Origin of the sequence: Streptomyces spongiae (assembly GCF_009377185.1) — a bacterium.
Taxonomy (GTDB): Bacteria; Actinomycetota; Actinomycetes; order Streptomycetales; family Streptomycetaceae; genus Streptomyces; species Streptomyces spongiae.
This window is the reverse complement of sequence record NZ_VJZC01000148.1, coordinates 1-19,102: the sequence shown is the minus strand read 5'-3', so window position 1 is coordinate 19,102 and position 19,102 is coordinate 1. Positions and strand designations below refer to the sequence as shown.

Sequence of the window (19,102 nt, the reverse complement as noted above, 5' to 3'; positions counted from 1 at the left end):
GCCCCTGTCCCTTCCCCTCGTCGGCGACGTGACCGGATTCGCCCTGCGCTGGAAGGGCCAGCGGCACGGTGTGCTGTGGATCTCCGGAGACACGGTCCTGTACGCCGGTGTACGCGAGGTCGCCCACCGACTCGACGTGGGGACCGCACTGCTGCACCTGGGCGGTGTGCGTTTCCCCGTGACCGGCCCGGTCCGCTACACGATGACGGCGCACAGGGCGGTGGAACTCTGCCACCTGCTGCTCCCGCACACGGCATTGCCCACCCACTACGAGGGATGGTCACACTTCCACGAAGGCCGCCGGGCCATCGAGACGGAGCTGGCAGGAGCCCCCGGCCACATCCGCACCCGGTTCCACTGGTTGCCCATCGGCTCCCCTCTGGAGCTGGTCGTCTGACCCTGTGGCCGGGGCCGCCCACCGGGACCGGGCCGGAAGCCTGCCGCGAGGCCCCGTCCCAGCCGCCGCCGTCAGGGATGTGATGCGTCCGGCGGAGGCAGTGCCATCATCCGGCCGATCAGTTCACCCTCGACGAACAGGTCGACCCGGCGCCACTCCGGCCAGTACTTCGCGGTCCAGCCCTTGTCGGAGCGCAGGAACCTCTCCTTCGAGCCGTACTTCTCCGGATCCGGCAGTCCACCACCGGTGATCGTCACCCCGGAGATGGTCAACTCGCCGTTCGCCTCGGCCGGGTACTCGCCGTGCCCCTCGCCCCGGCAGGGCGGACGGGCGGAGAACGGCCCCAACGCGTCCTGGATGGCCTGCGCGGCGGCCCGTACCCGGTCGTCGGAGAGGTCGTCGTTGTAGGAGTCCGAGCCCTCCGGGGAGGTGAATCCGAGCAGGAGGGGCGCCGGGCCCTTGGCGTCCAGGACGGCGCGGATCTCGGCGAGGTCGCGTTCGAACAGCATCCGTCCGGTGGCGTCCGTCCCGGGCCGCAGGGCGTCCAGATCGGCCGACGCGTACGGGAACATCGCCGACGCACTGGCCACCACCGTCCGGTTCTGCTCGGTGAAGACCGGAGCCGGTCCGTTCTCGGGCTTCGCGGCCTGCAGCAACTGGTCGAGGGTGCCGAGCAGTCCACCGCACAGGCCGACCCGGAAGAGCTCGAAGTCCGCCGACTTGGGCCGCCAGTCCTTCCACCAGTTCGGGTTGAGCAACTGTCCCCAGTTGCCGGGCGGTTTGATCAGCCCGCTGTCCTCCTTGTCCAGCACCGCGCTCAACCATTGGCCGTTGGGCAGCCGCAGCTGCCACAGTGAGCTGTCCAGGATGGTCTTCGTCAGCAGGTTGCCCACCTGGAACTTGCTGGTGACCGAGGCGACCAACAGGATCGAGCCACCGAAGTCGTTCGGCGAGCGCAGGTCCAGTTCGGACCGGAAGTCGATGCTGCCGATGTCGATGTTGGTCACGCCGCTCGGTTTCTTCCCCGGGGTCTGGGGCACGGTCGACTCCGACGACGCCGGTGCGATGGCCACGTCCTTGAACCGCTCGGCTCCCTCGGCGCCGAGTGCCCTGGTCAGTCCCGCATCGATGCGGCCGAGCAGCACGAACATCGGGGTGCGTGCCGGGTTCTCCCATTCCACCGGCTCGGGCACGCCGGTCTCCGGGCGGCCGAACTTGTCGTAGATCCGCTTCCCGTTGGCGTCGTACTTGAAGGTGAGCTTGAACTTCTCGATCGTGACGATGCCCACCGAGCCGGCCAGCCGGAGCGCGGTGACGATCTTCTGCCCACCGAAGTCATGGAAGGTCAGCCGGTACATGAAGGAAGCGTCGGCGCCCAGCCCCAGCTCCCGGAACGCCTCCTGGACCCGCTGGGTCGACCAGCCGGTCTTGGTGGGTGAGGGGTGTTCGGCCTCGTCCTGGAGCACCTCGTTCAGCCAGCCGTAGTACGAGTGCCAGGTGCCGTCGATCTCCAGCCCGAAGTTCTTGCCCACCATCGCCATGCGGTCCCGCAGCCTGGTCCGCCACGGCTCGTCGATGCCGAACTCCAGCAGCTCGGCGATCTCCTGCCGGGTGATGGCCCGCGACGGCGGATTGTCCTTCTCTCTCTTCCACCGCGTCAGCAAGGGTGCGAGCTTGGGTTCGACCGGCTGGGCCTCCGGGCCGACTCGGCTGTGGCTGACCAAGGAGAGCCGGTCGGCCAGGACCTGCTGGGGGATGGGCCGACTCTGGTCCATGGAGATCTCGGTGCGCAGTTTCTCCGGCAGGGTGGCGATCAGCCGCGCCGGCCACCGGACGGTGGGTTCGACATGCTTGAGCGCCAGCATCGGTTTGTCGGCCTTCTCGTCGAAACTGAGCAGCAGCCGGCCGCCCAGCTCCTCGGTGTACTGGAGGTACCCACGGCCGGAGAAGCCGTCGGCGAGGAGCCGGACGCCGTCGGACATCCACGGGTCCAGGGGATTGAACATCGGCGGCGGCGACGACGGCCCGAGCAGGTCCACCTGGCCGACGTCCTTGAGCCGGCCGATGAACCAGCTGATCGGGATCCGTGCCCCGGTCCGGGCCAGCTGCCTGCCGTCCTTGTCGATGGCGAACCCCCGCGCCACCCCGTGCAGCCAGTCGGTCTTGCCCTGTACCTTCACCGAGTTGACCCCACCCAACCCGCTGGGCGGCCGGCTGAACCAGATGGCCAACCCGCCGCCGGCCTGGTTGATCTGCACGAGCAGCGGGCTGACCGTGTTCTTGCGGCGCCGCTCGGCGCTCTTGAGGTCCTCCTCGGCGTTCTTGGCGTCCCCGTCGGCCTCCCAGAACCCGGTGAGGTCGAAGGCGGTACGCCGGCCGGGCTGCGCGACCTCGCGCCGCGGTCGGCGGATCGGTGCCGACGGGGTGACCAACCGCGGCTGAGGCTTGCGGGGTGGTTCGGGCGGGCTGATCCGGGGTGGCTGCGGGGGGAACATCAGTCCCGGCCTCCGAGGCCGATGCCGATGTCGATACCCGTGGGGACCTGCTGGCCGGTGCGCGGGTCGTACGTCACCTCGACGGCGGCCACCTGGTCGGTGGGCAGCACCTCGATCCACTGGTCGAAGACCTTGTAGGGCTTGTCGCTCTCGGCCTGGAAGCCCTTGTCCAGCGGGTCGAAGCCCTTCTCGTAGACCAGGTCCGTCGGCAGGTAGTTCAGCGTCACACCGGGCTCCAGCTGTTCGGTGACCACCTTGCGGCTCTCGGCGTACTTGGCGGTCACGGTGATCGCCACGTAGCGCAGCACGTCCCGGATGGTGAGCTGGCTGGGGTCCAGGTTCTGGTATCGCTGACGCAGCGCCGGGTCGGACCACAAGTAGGCCTTCAGCGCCTTGAGGATGATCGGGTTCTCCCCGGCCGAGGCCGGCTGGTACAGGTCGTCCAGTCCCTCGGCACCCTCGATGCTGGGGTCGGACAGCCAGTTCAGCGCGGCCAGTTCACGGCCGGGCCGGATCGGCATCACGGCCTTGACCCAGGGCGCGTTGAGGAAGGCGTTGCGCTGTTCGTCACCGTCCAGTTGCAGCAGCCAGCCCAGCGAGCTGCCCATGCGGGCCGGTTCGGAGTCGGCGGTGATGAAGTAGTTGTCCGGCCGGTCCATGTCCTCGTTGCTCGCCCAGCCCGAGGTGTGGTCGTCCAGACTGGTCGTGCTGGTGCTGACGATCCTGCGGACCGCCTCGATGGGCCTGCCGTCCCGGCCCTTGAGCACGTCCGGCAGGTCGACCTCGCCCATCTCGCCGAGTTCGGGGGCGAAGTTGGGGTGCGCCTCGTGCAGCTTGGGCCGCCACCACTCCGGAGCCACGAAGTAGAGCATCGCCTCCACGTCGAAGATGGAGTTGATCAGTTCGGCCAGCTTGTGCAGCATCAGCGCCTGGGCGGGCACCTGCCCGTTGACGGTCATCAGCTGCTGGAGCAGCCGACGGTAGACCACCACGCGCTCCTCCTCGCGGAGCACGGTGTAGTCCCGCTGCCTGATCTTGCTGGCGGCGGCGATCCGTTCGGTGGCCGCCTTCAGGTAGGCCTCGCGCTGTTTGCGGTCCAGCTCCAGGTCCCGCGTGGCGGCCTTCGCCTTGTTCGCGTCGGCGATCTCCTGCTTCTTCGCGTCGGTGGGGCGGTACGTCACCGGCACGCTGAAGCTGAAGGCCTCACCCTTGTCGCCGTGGGCGTTCATGATGAACACCGACAGCGAGGGGTGCCTCGGCAGCGGTGGCTGCTTCGGCTCCGGGAACCCGAGAAACTTCGGCAACGGCGGAAAGTAGATCGGCTTGGTCCGGTTGAGGACGAAGTCCACGGAGGCGACCTCCGTCAGCCAGCGCGCCTCGCCCACCGACGCCGGCTCGTAGCCGTCGCGGGGCCGCAGCTCCACGTCACAGACCCACCAGGCGTTGTCCACGTTGCCGTCCGAGGGCGGTTTGATGTAGCCGTCCTTGGGATAGCCGAAGGTGACCTTGACCTCCTCGGTGTAGTCCTCCGGGATCGGGATCTCCGGGGCGGGGGCGATCGCGGTGACGTCCGGCGGGGCCGCGACGTGCACCAGCTTGGCGATGCCCAGCGCCGCGCCCGGATCATCGACGTACGACTGCCAGCACAGCTGGGTGCCGAGGTCCTGCACCTGCACGCCGACGCGGCGCATCTTGCGGCGCAGCTCGTAGTTGACCAGCTTCTGGGTGGTGTTGGACAGCACGTACCGGCGGCTGCTGCTGTCGGTGGTCTCGGTGACCGTGCGGAACGTGGTCTTGAAGTTGCGCTTGATCTCGGTGGTCAGCCGGTCGGTCTGCTGCCGCATCTGCTTGTGCGTCTGCTCGCGGGCCTGCCGCTGGGTGGTGTTGAGGTCCATCGTGGCGGTCTCGTTGGCGTCGCCCCACACCCAGTCCTGGTTGCTGGACACCGAGAAGCCCAGCTTGGTGTTCTGCTCGTTCTCCTGCTTGACCGCGGTCGACAGTTCGTCCTGGTTGGTGGTTTCCCGCTCCCGCCGCTCGAACAGTTCCACGCTCTCCTCGACGGTGCGCTCCACCTGCTCCCGCCGCGTGTGCGACTCGATCAGCTCCACGGTGCCGCCCGGGCTGAGCCAGATGTGCTGCACCGGCGGGCCGAGGAAGGTGTCGAACTCGAAGAAGTACTGCCGGAAGAGGTGCACCAGGCCGACGGGGGAGAGGCTGACCCGGTTCAGTGCCTCGCCGCGGGAGAGGTATTCCAGTGGGTCCAGCATCTGCTGGAGCCCTCGGTACTGGTCGATCTTGACCAGGTTGCCGGTCGGCGGGGTGAACAGGTCGGCCAGCGTCGGGATCAGGTTCTGCTCGGCCAGGTGGTTCAGCAGCCCGGCGACCATGGACTCCTTCGCGCCGATCTTCTCCAGCAGCGTCTGGCGGTCCTGGGCGCTCGGCCTGGGATTCAGCGCGTCCACCCGCTTGAACAGCTCCGGCACCACCTTGGTGGCCAGCAGGTTGTCCAGGTTCTGCCGGGACAGCAGCGGCAGCCAGGTGGCCGGGTCGCGCGGGTTCTTGTTCTTGACGGCTTCGGCGATCAGATCCGCGAGGGTGGAGGCGATCACCGGGCTGTACGGTCTGTTGGCCAGCGCGGTGCCGGTCTTCAGGTCAACGGTCTCCGGGCTGCCGAGCGCCGCCGGTGGGTTGCCTTCGGCGGCCTCGCCGACCGGGGCCGCGTGCACGCTGACGCCGGGTGGGATGTAGGTCGACTGGGGGGCGACCGTCCGGGACACGGTGGCCAGCACGGCGTCGTCGGCCCGGCGCAGTCCCTCGAGGAACCGCGCGATCGTGCGTTGCGAGCGCCAGCCCAGCAGCGGCTGGATCAGTCCGAAGGACTCGCTGGCATACGGCAGGGTGTACTTGAACTTCTCCAAGTTGGGCAGGCGGGACGGCCGTTCAGCCATGGGCGATTCCCCCTTTTGCCGGCGACGAGCGCCGAGTCCACATGCGCCATCGCGCACTGCTGACAGAGTAGGAAGCACGCTGGTCGAATCGAATTCCCCAAAAGTGGGGATTGCATTGGCGGATGTGGTGCAGCAGCGGTCGCCCGCCCACAGACCGCTGTAGGCATGTGTGGCCCGCGCCCGCGCGCTAGGTGTTCAGCGCGGTGAGCAGCTCCGCCCGGCCGGAGACGCCGAGCTTGCGGTAGACGGACTTGAGGTGATCGTGGACCGTGTGCAGTGACACGTCGAGGTGTCGCGCGATCTGTTTGGCCGCCGACCCGTCCAGCAGGTACTCGATCACCTGCCGCTCCCGGGCGGTGATTCCGTACCAGGAACCGAGTGAGCCCAGCAGCTGGCGGGGTGGCACGGCCCGCACCAGCACGGCCACCGCGCCGCCCGGGTTCAGAAGCTGCCCTTCCGCGGAGATCCACCGGCCGAACCGGGCCGCCGGTCCGTGCATCACCGGCGCCGGGGCGGCAGGCTGCCGCAGGCACAGCCGCGTCTGCGCGGCCATACCGGCGACCAGCGCGTCGACCCAGCTGGAGGGATGGTGCTCGCGCAGCCGCTCCGCCCACCATGAAGCCATCGGGGTGGCGCCGGTGACGTTTCCGTCCGCGTCCACGACGAACACCCCGGGCGCCATATCCGGCGCCACCGGTCGCATCGGGCCGCTGCGCACGTACTGCCGCAATGCCGAGATCAACACAGGTGCCAGTTCCAACACCCGTGCGGCATCAGTCCTGTCGAAGGCCCGACCGCCCGCCGAACGCAGCAGGGCCAGCGAACCCCACACCCCGCGAACATCCCGCAGCAGCACCCGCAGCTCACCCCCGACCCCGTGAGCGTCGAACAACTGCCGCGCCAGCAGATCCCGCTTGCCGTGACCGGTACCCACCAAACCGGCCGGCATCGTTTGCCGAATCAGGTCCGCCGGGAGGCACGGATCCTTGCCCGCCAAGTAACTCTGCATGAACTGCCGACCGAACTCGGTCTCGAAGTTGTGCCAGAAACTGAACACGGTGTGCCCGACACCGTCCGGGTTGTTGCCCATCAACCGCAACGCGTCGTGTGCCACGACCGGACGGACAGCCAGAGACACGGCCTCGGCCAGTTCGAGCGAGCTCAGAGATTCCCCCGCTAACGCGGGCAACCCGCGCAGCAACCGACCTTCAAATGCCACCCACTCACCGTTGCTCGTTACTGCCGCCAAAGCAACGAAATTCACGGGACCCACCCTTCGCGTTCGAGGGCGCGGTACGCCGCCGCCCCCCTGACCAGCAGGCCGAGTAGGCCCTGAGGCAGTACGCATTCGCTGCGCAATCTCAGCGGAATTCCGCATCGATTAGTGGATCCTGAGTTTGTTCTCAGGGGCTGGTGGTTTTCCTTCGAATACGAACCCGGTCTCGGTCGGTGAACCTGTCCGCGGTGTCCGGGTTCGGGTGAGTATCGCGGACACTGGGCAGCAGGAGGAGGGAGGCCGACCGTGCTGACCGTTGTCCGTGAACAGCTGGGCCAGGCCCTGTTCCGCCGCGTCGCCGGCCCCGACGGACCGGCGACGCGTGCCCGCATCCACCACGCCCCCGGCCCGCGCTGGTTCGATCCGGACCGCCCGATCCGCACCGTCCACGGTGACGCCTCGATGTTCATCGGTGGGCTGAGCGCCCTGCTGTTGCAGTCCCTGCATCCGCTCGCCATGGCGGCGGTGGCCGGGCACTCCGGTTACCGCGGCGACCCGTGGGGCCGACTGCAGCGCACCAGTACTTTCCTGGCCGTGACGACCTACGGCACCGCCGCGGACGCCCAGCGGGCGGTCGACCGCGTCCGCGGCATCCACGAACGGATCCGTGGGACGACGGCCGAGGGCGTGCCGTACCACGCGGCCGATCCGCACCTGCTCGGCTGGGTGCACTCCGCCGAGACGGACAGCTTCCTGCGCGCCCACGAACGCTATGGAGCCCGCCCGCTGGACGCCGCCGGCTACGACGCCTACGTCGCCGACACCGCACGCGTCGCCGAGGCGCTGGGGGTGAGCGATCCACCGCGCGACCGCCGCGAGCTGTCCGAGCGCGTGGCCGCCTACCGGCACGAACTCAGGGCCACATCCGAAGCCCGGGCCGCCGCCCGCTTCCTGCTGTTCCAGCCTCCTCTGCCCCTTGCGGTACGGCCCTTCTACGGCGGGCTGGCCGCGAACGCCGTCGCGCTGCTCCCGCCCTGGGCCCGCCGCATGCTGTGGCTGCCCCGGGTGCCGGTCGTCGAGGACCTCACCGTACGCCCCACCGGACAGGCCCTGACCCGGACCATCCGCTGGGTCATGACTCCACCGCGCCCGTCCGGTCCGACGTGAGCGCGCGGCACCTGGACCGTGTCTGACAATTCAGCGGCGGCGCAGCGCGGCCTCAGGCGGGCAGTTTCGTGTCGACGACGAAGCTGATCTCGATGACCTGGCCGGGGAAGGTCAGTTCGGTGACGCCGAGGACGGTGCTGACCGGGTGGTGGTCGCCGAAGTAGGCCAGGTTGCCCTCCGCCGTCGCCGCGGCGTTCTGCCGTAGGTTCACCACGTACAGGGTCTGCGAGACGACCTGGTTCCGGGTGACGTCGTAGTGGTCCAGGACCTTGTCCGTGTTGACGTAGGTCTGCTTGAGCTGGGCGGTGAAGTCGCCCGAGTGGAGGAACTCGCCCGCCTCGTCGAGCGAGAGCTGTCCGGAGACATGGATCAGATCGCCGGACTTGATCGTCTGCGCGTAGCCGAAGTCGCTCTCGGCCGGCACGTTGTGGTGGAAGACATCGATGGTGGCCAACGGTGCTCGCCCTTCTCTCATGCTCTCTTGTGGTTACTCGGGAACTGTAGGAGAGTGAGAGCCGACCTGGAAGAACGCACTTTTTTGTGACAGAGGAACCTGATGGTGACCAAGCAGCTACTCAAGGGTTTGCCCGAGGACGCGGATCTGAGGCGCGCGGACTCCCTGGCGCGGGAGATCTTCTCCGACGTCGCCAACAAGTGGGCGCTCCTGATCATCGAGGCGCTCGGTGAGCGCACCCTGCGCTTCAGCGAGTTGCGGAACGAGGTCGAGGGCGTCAGTCACAAGATGCTCACCCAGAACCTGCGCATGCTGGAGCGCAACGGCCTGGTCGACAGGAAGGTGCACCCCACGGTGCCTCCGAGGGTCGAGTACACCCTCACCGAGCCGGGCCGGGGCCTGCGCACCACGGTCGACGCCATGTGCGGCTGGACCCACCAGTACCTCGGTCACATCGAGGACGCGCGCCGTCGCTTCGGCGCCTGACGAGCGCCCAGGACTCCCGGAAACCTGCCCTGACTCGGCCCAGGGGATCCCGCGAGCCGCGACGAGCCTGCGGCCTCCGGCGGTCGTACTGTCGAACCCGTCACAGAGGAGGAGGACTCCTGATGCGTAGCGTGACCTATTCGATGAGCGTCTCGCTTGACGGCTTCATCGTCGGGCCGGACGGCAGCTTCGACTGGACGGTGCCCGACGAGGAGGTCTTTCGCTTCTGGATCGACGAGATCCGAGAGGTCGGCGTCCATCTGCTGGGGCGACGGCTGTACGAGACGATGCTGTACTGGGAGACCGCCGACCAGGATCACTCGCTCGACGCCTCCGAGCTCGAGTGGGCCGCGCTCTGGAAGCCGCTGCCCAAGGTGGTGTTCTCCACCACGCTGTCCGCGGTGCAGGGCCATGCCCGCCTGGCCTCCGGCGGCGTGACGGAGGAGATCGAGCGGTTGCGAGCCGAGCCGGGGGAGGGCGACATCGCGATCGGCGGCGCGACTCTCGCTGCCGAGGCGGCCGCGTCGGGTCTGATCGACGAGTACCGGGCCATGGTCTACCCGGTGCTGGTCGGCGGTGGCGTTCCGTTCTTTCCCCAGCGCGAGCGCCGGGTGGATCTCGAACTCGTCGAGACCCGCACGTTCAGCTCGAGAGTCGTCTACCTCCGCTACCGCGTGGCGCGCTAGCCGGCGTGCTTGAGAACGCGACGGCGCTCCATGAGCTCTGCGGCGGTACGCGCGCCGAAACCTCAGTTGCCCCGCCTGTCCGAGAGCCCCCGGGTGACGAGGCTGAGAGCACCCGCGAGTTGTTCGCGGTGCCGGTGCAGCATTTCGGGGGTGATGCCGGTTTCGGCCGTGTCGTGGGCGAGGCGGTCGGCCGCCACTTTGAGTACGGCGTTCACGGCGGCGGCCTGCGCGCGGACCTCGAATGCGTCGGCCGGCACACCCATGCGTTCTGCGAGCACTTCGGCGAACGTGTCCTCCGCGTGCTCCCTGAGCATGAGGTAGGCGGCACGCAGCGCGGGGTCGTCACGGGTCAGCCGGACCACGGTGTGAACTGCATCGATGTCCGCGCTGGACGACGATTCGAGGAGGGGCTGGTAGGCCGCTCGCAGGTGCTCCGTCAGGTCCATGTCGGCCGGCCAGGCGCGCAGGACCGCCCGGAAGGCGTCGATCGTCTTCGTGAGCAGTGGCCCCACGCAGCTTTCCTTGGTGCGGAAGTGGCGCCACAGCGTGCGTTCGGAAACGCCGGCCGCTCGTGCGATCTGCTCGCCGGAGGTGGCGGCCACACTCTGTTCGGCGAACAGCCGGACCGCGTGGCGGGAGATGTCGAGGCGTTGCCGCTCACGTTGCTCGTCGCTCACCGGCGGCCGCCCCCGGCGGACCCGGCCGCCGCCTGCTCTGAAGTCCTCCATCGGGAGATCTTAAGCACCCCGTCGGTGCGGGCCGATTGACGCAAACTTTATTGTCAGTCACTGCCAATAAAGTGCTACGGTCAAGCCACCGGAAAGATCATCGGAGGAGAGCCATGAGCGTTGCCGCCGAACGTCCGCAGCTGCCCTTCACCCGTCCGAACGTCCTCGATCTCGCCCCGTTCTACGAGGTGCTGCGCCGGGAGGCCCCGGTCACGCCGGTCACCACCCCGGCCGGAGACCCCGCCTGGCTGGTCACCCGCTTCGACGAGGTCCGCGACCTGCTCGGCGACAAGCGGCTCGGCCGCTCCCATCCCGAGCCGGAGCAGGCGTCACGCATCACCAGCGCCGCGGTACTGGACGGGCCCACGGGCGACTACGACACCGAGGAGGCCGACCACACCCGGATGCGCCGGCTGCTGACCCCGGCGTTCTCGGCCAAGCGGATGCAGATGCTCTCCGGCCATGTGCAACACCTGGTCGACGAGTGCATCGACCAGCTCCTTGTCGAGCACGCCGCCGCACCCGACCGTGTCGTCGACCTGCACGCCGGGCTGGCCTTCCCGTTGCCCGTCGCGGTCATCTGCCGGTTGCTCGGGGTGCCGGAGGACGACCACGAGTACTTCGCCTCGCTGTCGGAACGCATGGCCAACTACGCCATCGGTGACGAAGCCCACCGAGCGCGGGACGAGTTCAGCGACTACATGACCGGCCTCGCCGAGACGAAACGCGCGCGGCCAGGGGAGGACGTGATCTCCGACATCGTCCGCGCCCAGAGCACCGACCCGGACTACGACTACGCCGAGATGATCCGGCTCTGTGTCGGACTGCTGTTCGCCGGGCACGAGACCACGGTCAACCGCATCGGCCTGGGCACGCTCTTCCTGCTCACCAGGCCCGACCAGTGGCAGGCGCTGACCGCCGACCCCGCCGGACGGATCAACGCCACCGTCGAGGAGATCATGCGCATGGGAGCGCCCGGCGATCTCGGTCTGCTGCGGTACGCCCACACCGACCTCGACGTCGCCGACGTCACCATCCGCCGCGGCGACGCCGTCATCCTCTCGGTCAACGCCGCCAACCGCGACGCGTCCGTCTACACCGACGCCGAGACGTTCAACCCCGACCGTCCGGAACGCAGCCACCTCGGATTCGGCCACGGCGCCCACTTCTGCATCGGAGCGAGCCTGGCCCGCGTCGAACTGCGCATCGCGTTCGCCACCCTGGCCCGCCGCCTGCCCGATCTCCGGCTCGCCAAGGAAGTCGACGAACTGGAGGTGCGCACCACCCTCACCGGTGGTGTGACCGAGCTTCCCGTGACCTGGTGAACACCCCTGAAGTCCTCTACCAGGCAGCCCTGACCTGAGGCAACGCGTGTGAGAGATGACATGCTCTGGGGATGACGGGCCGGCTCTGGTTCAGGCGTCGTAGGAGTGGAAGCCGCGGCCGCTCTTGCGGCCGAGGTGGCCCGCGGCGACCATGCGGCGCAGGAGGGCGGGGGGTGCGTACAGCGGCTCCTTGAACTCCTCGTACATGGACTCGGCCACGGCCTGGGCGGTGTCGAGGCCGATGAGGTCGAGCAGACGCAGTGGCCCCATGGGGTGGGCACATCCGAGTTCCATGCCCCGATCGATGTCTTCCGGCTGTGCGGAGCCCGACTCCACCATCCGTACCGCGCTGAGAAGGTAGGGCACCAGGAGGGCGTTGACGACGAAGCCTGAGCGGTCGGGCGCCTGGATTGCCTGTTTGCCCAGCTGCTCGGCGAAGTCGCGGGTGCGCCGCACGGTGTCCGCGCTGGTGATGAGAGCGGGAATGAGCTCGACCAACTGCTGCACGGGCACGGGGTTGAAGAAGTGCAGGCCGATGACCTGCGCGGGCCGCTCGGTGGCGACGGCGAGATCGACGATGGGGATCGAGGAGGTGTTGGTCGCCAGGACCGCCGCAGGATCCTCGACTGCCTTGTCCAGGGTGCGCAGGACATCGGTCTTGATGTCGCGGTTCTCGGCGACGGCCTCGACGACGAACTGGCGGTCGGACAGGTCGCTGAGGTCATGGGTGAAGGAGAGCCTGGCGAGGGCCTGGTCTCGCTGCTCCTCGCTGAGCTTGCCGCGCCGTACACCTCGGTCGAGGGAGGTGGTGAGTCGGCGGCGGCCTGCCTCGAGCGCGTCCGGTGTGGCCTCGGCGACACGGACGCAGATGCCGCTACGGGCGGCGACTTCGGCGATACCGGAGCCCATGAGGCCGCATCCGACGACGCCGAGACGGGTGACTGGAGCCATCTGAGGTCCTATCTGATGAGTCGTTGCGTGTGGTGTGCGGGGCCTGGGTCACACGTTGCGGCGGTACTGGCCGCCGACCTCGAAGAAGGCCTCGGTGATCTGCTGAAGGGAGCACACGCGGGCGGCGTCCATGAGGACGGCGAAGACGTTGCGGCCGTCCATGGCCGCGTCCTTGAGTGCGGTCAGTGCGGTGTGGGCCTGGTCGCGGTGGTGGGACTGATGGGTGCGCACGCGTCGCAGCTGGGACTGCTTCTCGTCCTCGGTGGCGCGCGCCAGCTCGATGACGCCCGGCTCGGCGGTGTCCGCGTGGGGGTTGCGGAAGGTGTTGACGCCGATGATGGGCAGGGTGCCGTCGTGCTTGCGCTGCTCGTAGAGCATTGACTCGTCCTGGATGCGGCCGCGTTGGTAGCCGGTCTCCATGGCACCGAGCACGCCGCCGCGCTCGCTGATCCGCTCGAACTCGGTGAGGACGGCCTTTTCGACCAGGTCGGTGAGCTCGTCGATGATGAACGATCCCTGCAGTGGGTTCTCGTTCATGGCCAGGCCCCACTCCCGGTTGATGATCAGCTGGATGGCCAGCGCCCTGCGGACCGAGTCCTCGGTGGGGGTGGTGACCGCTTCGTCGTAGGCGTTGGTGTGCAGGCTGTTGCAGTTGTCGTAGATCGCGATGAGCGCCTGGAGCGTCGTGCGGATGTCGTTGAAGTCCATCTCCTGGGCGTGGAGGGAGCGGCCGGAGGTCTGGACGTGGTACTTCAGCTTCTGGGAACGCTCGTTGGCGCCGTACTTCTCCTTCATCGCGACGGCCCAGATCCGGCGGGCGACCCGGCCGAGGACGGAGTATTCGGGGTCCATGCCGTTGGAGAAAAAGAACGACAGGTTCGGGGCGAAGTCGTCGATGTGCATGCCCCGGGCCAGATAGGCCTCGACGTAGGTGAAACCGTTGGCCAGGGTGAAGGCCAGCTGGCTGATCGGGTTCGCACCGGCTTCGGCGATGTGGTAGCCGGAGATCGACACCGAGTAGAAGTTGCGGACCTTGTTGGCGATGAACCACTCCTGGATGTCGGCCATCATCCGAAGCGAGAACTCGGTGGAGAACAGACAGGTGTTCTGGCCCTGGTCCTCCTTGAGGATGTCGGCCTGCACCGTGCCGCGCACATGCGCCAGCGCATACGCGCGCAGCTCGGCCGCCTCGTCCGGCGATGGATCGCGGCCCTCGGTGGTGCGGAACCTCGCGGCCTGCTGGTCGATGGCGGTGTTGAGGAAGAACGCCAGGATGGTCGGCGCGGGTCCGTTGATCGTCATGGACACCGAGGTCGTCGGCGCGACCAGGTCGAAGCCGTCGTAGAGCGCCTTCATGTCCTCCAGCGTGGCCACCGACACACCGGAGGTGCCGACCTTCCCGTAGATGTCGGGGCGTTCGTCCGGGTCACGGCCGTAGAGCGTCACCGAGTCGAAGGCGGTGGACAAACGGGTGGCCGGCTGTCCCTCGGACAGCAGCTTGAACCGACGGTTCGTGCGGAACGGATCGCCCTCGCCGGCGAACATCCGCGCCGGGTCCTCACCATCGCGTTTGAAGGGGAAGACCCCGGCCGTGAAGGGGAAGCGGCCCGGCAGGTTCTCCCGACGCCAGAACCGCACCAGCTCCCCGTGGTCGGTGAACCTGGGCAGGGCGACGCGAGGGACCTTGTTGCCCGAGAGGGATTCGCGGGTCAGCCTGGTGCGGATCTCCCCGTCCCGGACCTTCACGATCTGCTCCTCGCCGGAATAGGAGGCGATGACAGCGGGCCAGTTCTCGATCTGCTCCCTGACGGCGTGCGGAAGCCCCCGGCGGGCATCCTCGAGCAGTGCCTGGACGTTCCCGGCGTCGGAGCCGGCCTCGACCAGCTCGCCCTCGACCGCTGCCAGACGCTGCACCCGCCGGGCCGCCTCGGCCAGCCGACCGGTCTCCGCGTGGTACGTACGAACGGTGTCGGTGATCTCGGCGAGATAGCGGACCCGGTCCGCTGGAACCACCTGCCGGATGCCGGAGGAGTGGCGCACGTCGACCGGTACCAGCGCGCCCTCGGACAACGGCAGGCCCTTCTCGGCCAGGACAGTCCGCAGGTGCTGGTAGAGCGCGGTGACACCGTCGTCGTTGAAGGTCGCCGCCGAGGTGCCGTACACCGGCATGTCCTCGGGCCTCATGCCGAACGCCTCGCGGTTACGGACCAGTTGGCGGCCCACGTCGCGCAGCGCGTCCTTGGCGCCGCGCCGCTCGAACTTGTTGATCGCCACGACGTCGGCGAAGTCGAGCATGTCGATCTTCTCCAACTGGGAGGCGGCGCCGAACTCCGGTGTCATCACGTACAGGGAGCTGTCGACGAACGGCACGATCGCCGCGTCGCCCTGGCCGATGCCCGGTGTCTCCACGATCACCAGGTCGAACCCTGCGGCCTTGACCACGTCGATGACGTCGGACAGGTGCGCGGGCAGCTCGTGGCTGCCGCGGGTGGCGAGGCTTCGGAAGAAGACCCTGTTCCCGTCGAGGGAGTTCATGCGGATCCGGTCGCCGAGCAGTGCCCCGCCGCCACGGCGCCGGGTCGGGTCGACCGCGATCACCGCGATCCGCTGGGGGCACCTCCCGGCGGTAGCTGAGGGATTGTCCTGCTGGTCGATACGGAAGCGCCGTACGAGTTCGTCGGTCAGTGAGGACTTTCCCGAGCCTCCGGTGCCGGTGATGCCGAGCACCGGCACGACCCGTGCCGCGGCGGCGGCACGCAGCTTCTCCAGGAGATCCGGGGGCAGCTTGCCCAGCTCCGCGCCGGTGATGGCACGGGCGATCGCGAACCGGTCACCGGCGAGCACGGCGGCCGCATCGGTCTGCCTGCCTTCCCAGAGGTCGAAGTCGCAGTCCCGCACCACGGAGTTGACCATCCCGGCGAGGCCCATCCGCTGGCCGTCCTCGGGGGAGAAGATGGTCACCCCGCTCTCGCGCAACCGGGCTGTCTCCTCCGGAACGATGACGCCGCCACCGCCGCCCACCACGCGGATGTGCTCCGCTCCCTGCGAGCGCAGCGACTCGACCAGATACTCGAAGTACTCGACGTGGCCGCCCTGGTAGGACGAGACCGCCACGCCGTGTGCGTCCTCTTCCAACGCCGCGTCCACGACCTCCCGCACCGACCGGTTGTGTCCGAGGTGGATCACCTCGGCGCCCTGGGACTGGAAGATGCGCCGCATGATGTTGATCGACGCGTCATGCCCGTCGAACAGAGCTGAAGCGGTGACGAGGCGGACGGGGTGCACGGGTCGGTGCAGATCGCTCATGAGGGCCTTCCCGGGACGGGGCGGGGTAGTGCTCCGAGAAAAGATAGTAGGACGTCCTAGTAAATTACTGGAAGTGATCGCCGTCACAGATCGAGGACCAGGCGAGGCCCGCACGAGCGGGAGACGCAGATGAGCATGGTGTCGCCCGCGGCCCGCTCGTCCTCGGTCAGCAGCGAGTCACGGTGGTCGGGTCTGCCGTCGAGTACATCGGTTTCGCAGGTGCCGCACGTGCCCTCCCGGCAGGAGGAGTCCACCGCGACGCCGGCCTCCTCCACGGCTTCGAGCACCGAGCGGTCCGGCGGCACGGTGAGGGTGAGTCCGGAACGGGCGAGCTGCAGCTCGAAGGCCTCGTTCGGGCCGGTTTCGGCCGTCCGCGTCGGGGTGAACCGTTCGACGCCCAGCGTGCCGGGGGGCCAGTCCGCGCACTGCTCCCGCACCGCCCGCAGCAGGGGTTCGGGGCCGCAGGCGTGCACCAGAGTGCCCTTCTCGGGTGTGCCGAGGTGGGCGGCGAGGTCCAGCAGGCCGTACTCGTCCTGTGGACGGACGAGCGCCCGGTCTCCGTACGGTGCGAGGCGGTCCAGGAACGCCATGGAGGTACGGGTGCGGCCGCCGTACAGCAGGCGCCAGTCCGCGCCCGCGGCCTCGGCGGCCTCGACCATGGGAAGGATGGGCGTGATACCGACGCCGCCGGCGACGAACAGATGGCGTGCGGCGGGCCGCAGCGGGAAGTTGTTCCGCGGTCCGCGGACCCGCACGGTGGCCCCTTCGCGCAGGTGGTCGTGGACGTACGCGGAGCCGCCGCGGCCCCGCGGCTCGCGCAGCACGGCGATCTGCCACGCCCCGCGTTCGGCCGGGTGTCCGCACAGGGAGTACTGACGGATCACCTCGCCGTCGTCGCTGCCCAGGAGTACGTCGATGTGGGCACCCGGCGTCCAGGAGGGGAGCGGACCGCCGTCCGGGCGGCGGAGGGTGAGGGAGACCACGCCGTCGGCGGCCCAGGTGCGGGTCGCCACGGCAAGGGCCATGCCGGCCGGGGGCAGTTGGTCGTTCATGGTGGTTCGGCTCCGAGTTCAGGTCTGCGTCGGCACATGCAGCAACAGCGCGTCGCCCTGGCCGCCGCCTCCGCAGAGGGCCGCCGCGCCGCTGCCGCCTCCGCGCCGCCGCAGTTCCGCAGCCAGGGTCAGCACCAGCCGGGCCCCGGACATGCCGACCGGATGCCCGAGCGCGATCGCTCCGCCGTTGACGTTCACCTTGTCCAGGGGGATGCCCAGGTCCCGTACGGAGGCCAGGGCCACTCCGGCGAACGCCTCGTTGATCTCGAACAGGTCCAGGTCGGCGGCCTTCAGCCGGCCGTCCCGGGACAGTGCGTCGCGGACCGCGCCCGCCGGCTGGACGAGCAGCGAGGGGTCGGGGCCGGCGACCGTGCCGTAGGCGCCGATCTCGGCCAGCGGCGTCAGGCCCTCCCGCAGGGCGCGCTCCGCGCTCATCACGACGACGGCCGCGGCGCCGTCGGAGAGCTGTGACGAGTTGCCCGCGGTGATGGTGCCCACGTCGGAGAAGGCCGGCTTCAGCCGCCCCAGGCCCTCTGCGGTGCTCCCTGGCCGTACGCCCTCGTCGGTGTCAACCACCGTCCCGCCCCGGCGCTCGGCCACGGTGACGGGTGCGATCTCCTCGGACAACGCACCCGACCCCTGGGCGTGGGCGGCTCTTTGATGGGAGAGCGCGCTGTACTCGTCCTGTTCCTCGCGGGACAGGGCGAACGGCCGCTGGTAGCGCTCGGTGGCCGCGCCCATGGAGACGCCGTCGAAGGCGCAGAGGAGGGCGTCGCGGTCGAGGGCGTCCTCCACCGCGGTCGAGCCGTACTTCCAGCCGGTGCGAGCCCCGCGCAGCAGGTGCGGGGCGCCCGACATGGACTCCATGCCGCCCGCGACGACCACCTCGTGGCGGCCGGAGGCGATCATGAGGTCGGCCAGGGCGATGGCGTGCAGACCGGACAGGCAGAGCTTGTTGACGGTGCTCGCGGGGACGGAGAAGGGAATACCGGCGCGGATCGCGGCCTGCCGTGCCGAGTTGGGGCCGGCCCCGGCCTGGACGACGTGGCCCATGACGACGGCTTCCACGGCGGCCGGCTCCAGATGGATGGCGGTCAGTGCCGCGCCGATGGCGTGGGCGCCGAGGTCGACCGCGGACACGGTGCTCAGAGCACCCATCAGCTTGCCGATGGGCGTCCTCGCTCCGGCGACGATGACGGATCCGGGCATGGCCGGGACCTCCTGGGGGAGTGGGGTGGGGTCAGGCGACCGGGGCGACGGCACGTTCTGCGATCAAGTGCGCCGTTTCGTTCACCGAGTGCAGAACGATGCGGCCACCCGGCAACCGCCGTACCCGGCTGACTGAGGTGTAGCCGGGGTGGAACCAGAACATCGTGGGCAGGCCGAGCACCGTCGCCAGATAGGTGTTGGTGATGCCACCGTGGCAGACGGCCGCGACCCGCCCGCCGGGATGGGTGCCGAGGATGGTGTCCATGGCCCGCACGGCACGCGCGCGAAAGGCGTCCCAGTCCAGATCGGGCACGAACTCCTCGTAGCGCCCCTCGGCGAGCGCCGCCGCCCGGGGATCGTCCGCGTCGATCTGCTCCGGTGGCGTGTAGGGCTGTGACACGTCGGTGTCCCACTCACGCAGGTCGTCGAGGACGGTGGCGGTCAGGCCGGTGAGCTGTTCCAGGGGCGCCGCGGTCTCGCGGGCACGCCGGAACGGGCTGGAGTACACGGCGTCGATGTCCTCGTGCACGAGCCAGGCGGCGAGGCGCTCGGCCTGAGCGATGCCCTCCGGCGACAGCCCCGGGTCGAACACGCCCGCCAGGGGGAGGCCGTGCCGGATGAGGAGGAGTTCGGTCATGGGTGATCCTTCGTACGCGGGAAGGCGGGAAAAGCGAGAGGGGCG

The 19,102-nt window shown here is 69.0% G+C and carries 15 protein-coding genes; 5 read left to right on the top strand and 10 right to left on the bottom strand.

Annotation, left to right across the window (positions count from 1 at the left end; translation table 11 throughout):
* On the top strand, positions 1-397 hold a 397-nt coding region (locus FNH08_RS21110; protein ID WP_407704420.1), incomplete at its 5' end, for an MBL fold metallo-hydrolase.
* A gap of 71 nt (positions 398-468) precedes the next feature.
* Here the strand turns inward: FNH08_RS21110 and FNH08_RS21105 are convergent.
* The 3 genes from FNH08_RS21105 to FNH08_RS53575 all read right to left on the bottom strand — a co-directional run bounded on the left by FNH08_RS21105 (position 469) and on the right by FNH08_RS53575 (position 7,113).
* Positions 469-2,892, bottom strand: a complete 2,424-nt coding sequence (locus tag FNH08_RS21105; protein WP_152773055.1) for an OmpA family protein — start codon at positions 2,890-2,892, stop codon at positions 469-471.
* Entirely contained in the window at positions 2,892-5,840 is a 2,949-nt protein-coding gene (locus FNH08_RS21100; RefSeq protein ID WP_152773054.1) for a hypothetical protein, read from the bottom strand. The genes FNH08_RS21105 and FNH08_RS21100 overlap by 1 nt, the downstream gene beginning before the upstream one ends.
* A 187-nt stretch (positions 5,841-6,027) precedes the next feature.
* A complete protein-coding gene (locus FNH08_RS53575) occupies positions 6,028-7,113 on the bottom strand; it encodes a helix-turn-helix transcriptional regulator (protein WP_322725001.1) in 1,086 nt (361 codons plus the stop codon).
* Between the two features lie 249 nt (positions 7,114-7,362).
* On the opposite strand from FNH08_RS53575, the gene FNH08_RS21090 reads away from it, so the two are divergent.
* Positions 7,363-8,223 (top strand): oxygenase MpaB family protein, encoded by an 861-nt coding sequence (locus FNH08_RS21090; RefSeq protein WP_322725000.1) that lies wholly within the window; start codon positions 7,363-7,365, stop codon positions 8,221-8,223.
* Between the two features lie 52 nt (positions 8,224-8,275).
* On the opposite strand, the gene FNH08_RS21085 is transcribed toward FNH08_RS21090, so the two are convergent.
* On the bottom strand, positions 8,276-8,677 hold the full coding sequence (locus tag FNH08_RS21085) for a RidA family protein (RefSeq protein ID WP_152773053.1): 402 nt from the start codon (positions 8,675-8,677) through the stop codon (positions 8,276-8,278).
* A gap of 102 nt (positions 8,678-8,779) precedes the next feature.
* On the opposite strand from FNH08_RS21085, the gene FNH08_RS21080 reads away from it, so the two are divergent.
* Together FNH08_RS21080 and FNH08_RS21075 are read left to right on the top strand one after the other, a co-directional pair.
* Positions 8,780-9,163, top strand: coding sequence for a winged helix-turn-helix transcriptional regulator (locus FNH08_RS21080; RefSeq protein ID WP_152773052.1), 384 nt, complete (start codon positions 8,780-8,782; stop codon positions 9,161-9,163).
* Between the two features lie 122 nt (positions 9,164-9,285).
* Positions 9,286-9,849, top strand: a complete 564-nt coding sequence (locus FNH08_RS21075) for a dihydrofolate reductase family protein (RefSeq protein WP_152773051.1) — start codon at positions 9,286-9,288, stop codon at positions 9,847-9,849.
* Positions 9,850-9,911: 62 nt separating this feature from the next.
* Here the strand turns inward: FNH08_RS21075 and FNH08_RS21070 are convergent, their stop codons facing one another.
* Entirely contained in the window at positions 9,912-10,577 is a 666-nt protein-coding gene (locus tag FNH08_RS21070; RefSeq protein WP_152773050.1) for a TetR/AcrR family transcriptional regulator, read from the bottom strand.
* 113 nt (positions 10,578-10,690) lie between these two features.
* Between FNH08_RS21070 and FNH08_RS21065 the strand changes: the two genes are divergently transcribed.
* The gene (locus tag FNH08_RS21065) at positions 10,691-11,902 is read left to right on the top strand and encodes a cytochrome P450 (RefSeq protein ID WP_152773049.1); all 1,212 of its coding nucleotides are present in this window, start codon (positions 10,691-10,693) and stop codon (positions 11,900-11,902) included.
* 90 nt (positions 11,903-11,992) lie between these two features.
* Here FNH08_RS21065 and FNH08_RS21060 read toward each other — a convergent pair whose 3' ends face one another.
* The 5 genes from FNH08_RS21060 to FNH08_RS21040 form a co-directional block, all read right to left on the bottom strand.
* Entirely contained in the window at positions 11,993-12,853 is an 861-nt protein-coding gene (locus FNH08_RS21060; RefSeq protein ID WP_152773048.1) for a 3-hydroxybutyryl-CoA dehydrogenase, read from the bottom strand.
* Positions 12,854-12,901: 48 nt separating this feature from the next.
* Complete coding sequence (gene icmF, locus FNH08_RS21055; protein WP_152773047.1) at positions 12,902-16,159, bottom strand: fused isobutyryl-CoA mutase/GTPase IcmF; 3,258 nt, start codon at positions 16,157-16,159, stop codon at positions 12,902-12,904.
* Between the two features lie 83 nt (positions 16,160-16,242).
* Positions 16,243-17,211 (bottom strand): PDR/VanB family oxidoreductase, encoded by a 969-nt coding sequence (locus FNH08_RS21050; protein WP_152773046.1) that lies wholly within the window; start codon positions 17,209-17,211, stop codon positions 16,243-16,245.
* Positions 17,212-17,229: 18 nt separating this feature from the next.
* Positions 17,230-18,420 carry an acetyl-CoA C-acyltransferase gene (locus FNH08_RS21045; RefSeq protein WP_152773045.1) on the bottom strand — a complete coding sequence of 397 codons (1,191 nt, stop codon included), beginning with the start codon at positions 18,418-18,420 and terminating at the stop codon, positions 17,230-17,232.
* Between the two features lie 31 nt (positions 18,421-18,451).
* On the bottom strand, positions 18,452-19,057 hold the full coding sequence (locus FNH08_RS21040) for a histidine phosphatase family protein (protein WP_152773044.1): 606 nt from the start codon (positions 19,055-19,057) through the stop codon (positions 18,452-18,454).
* Between the last annotated feature and the right edge of the window lie 45 nt (positions 19,058-19,102).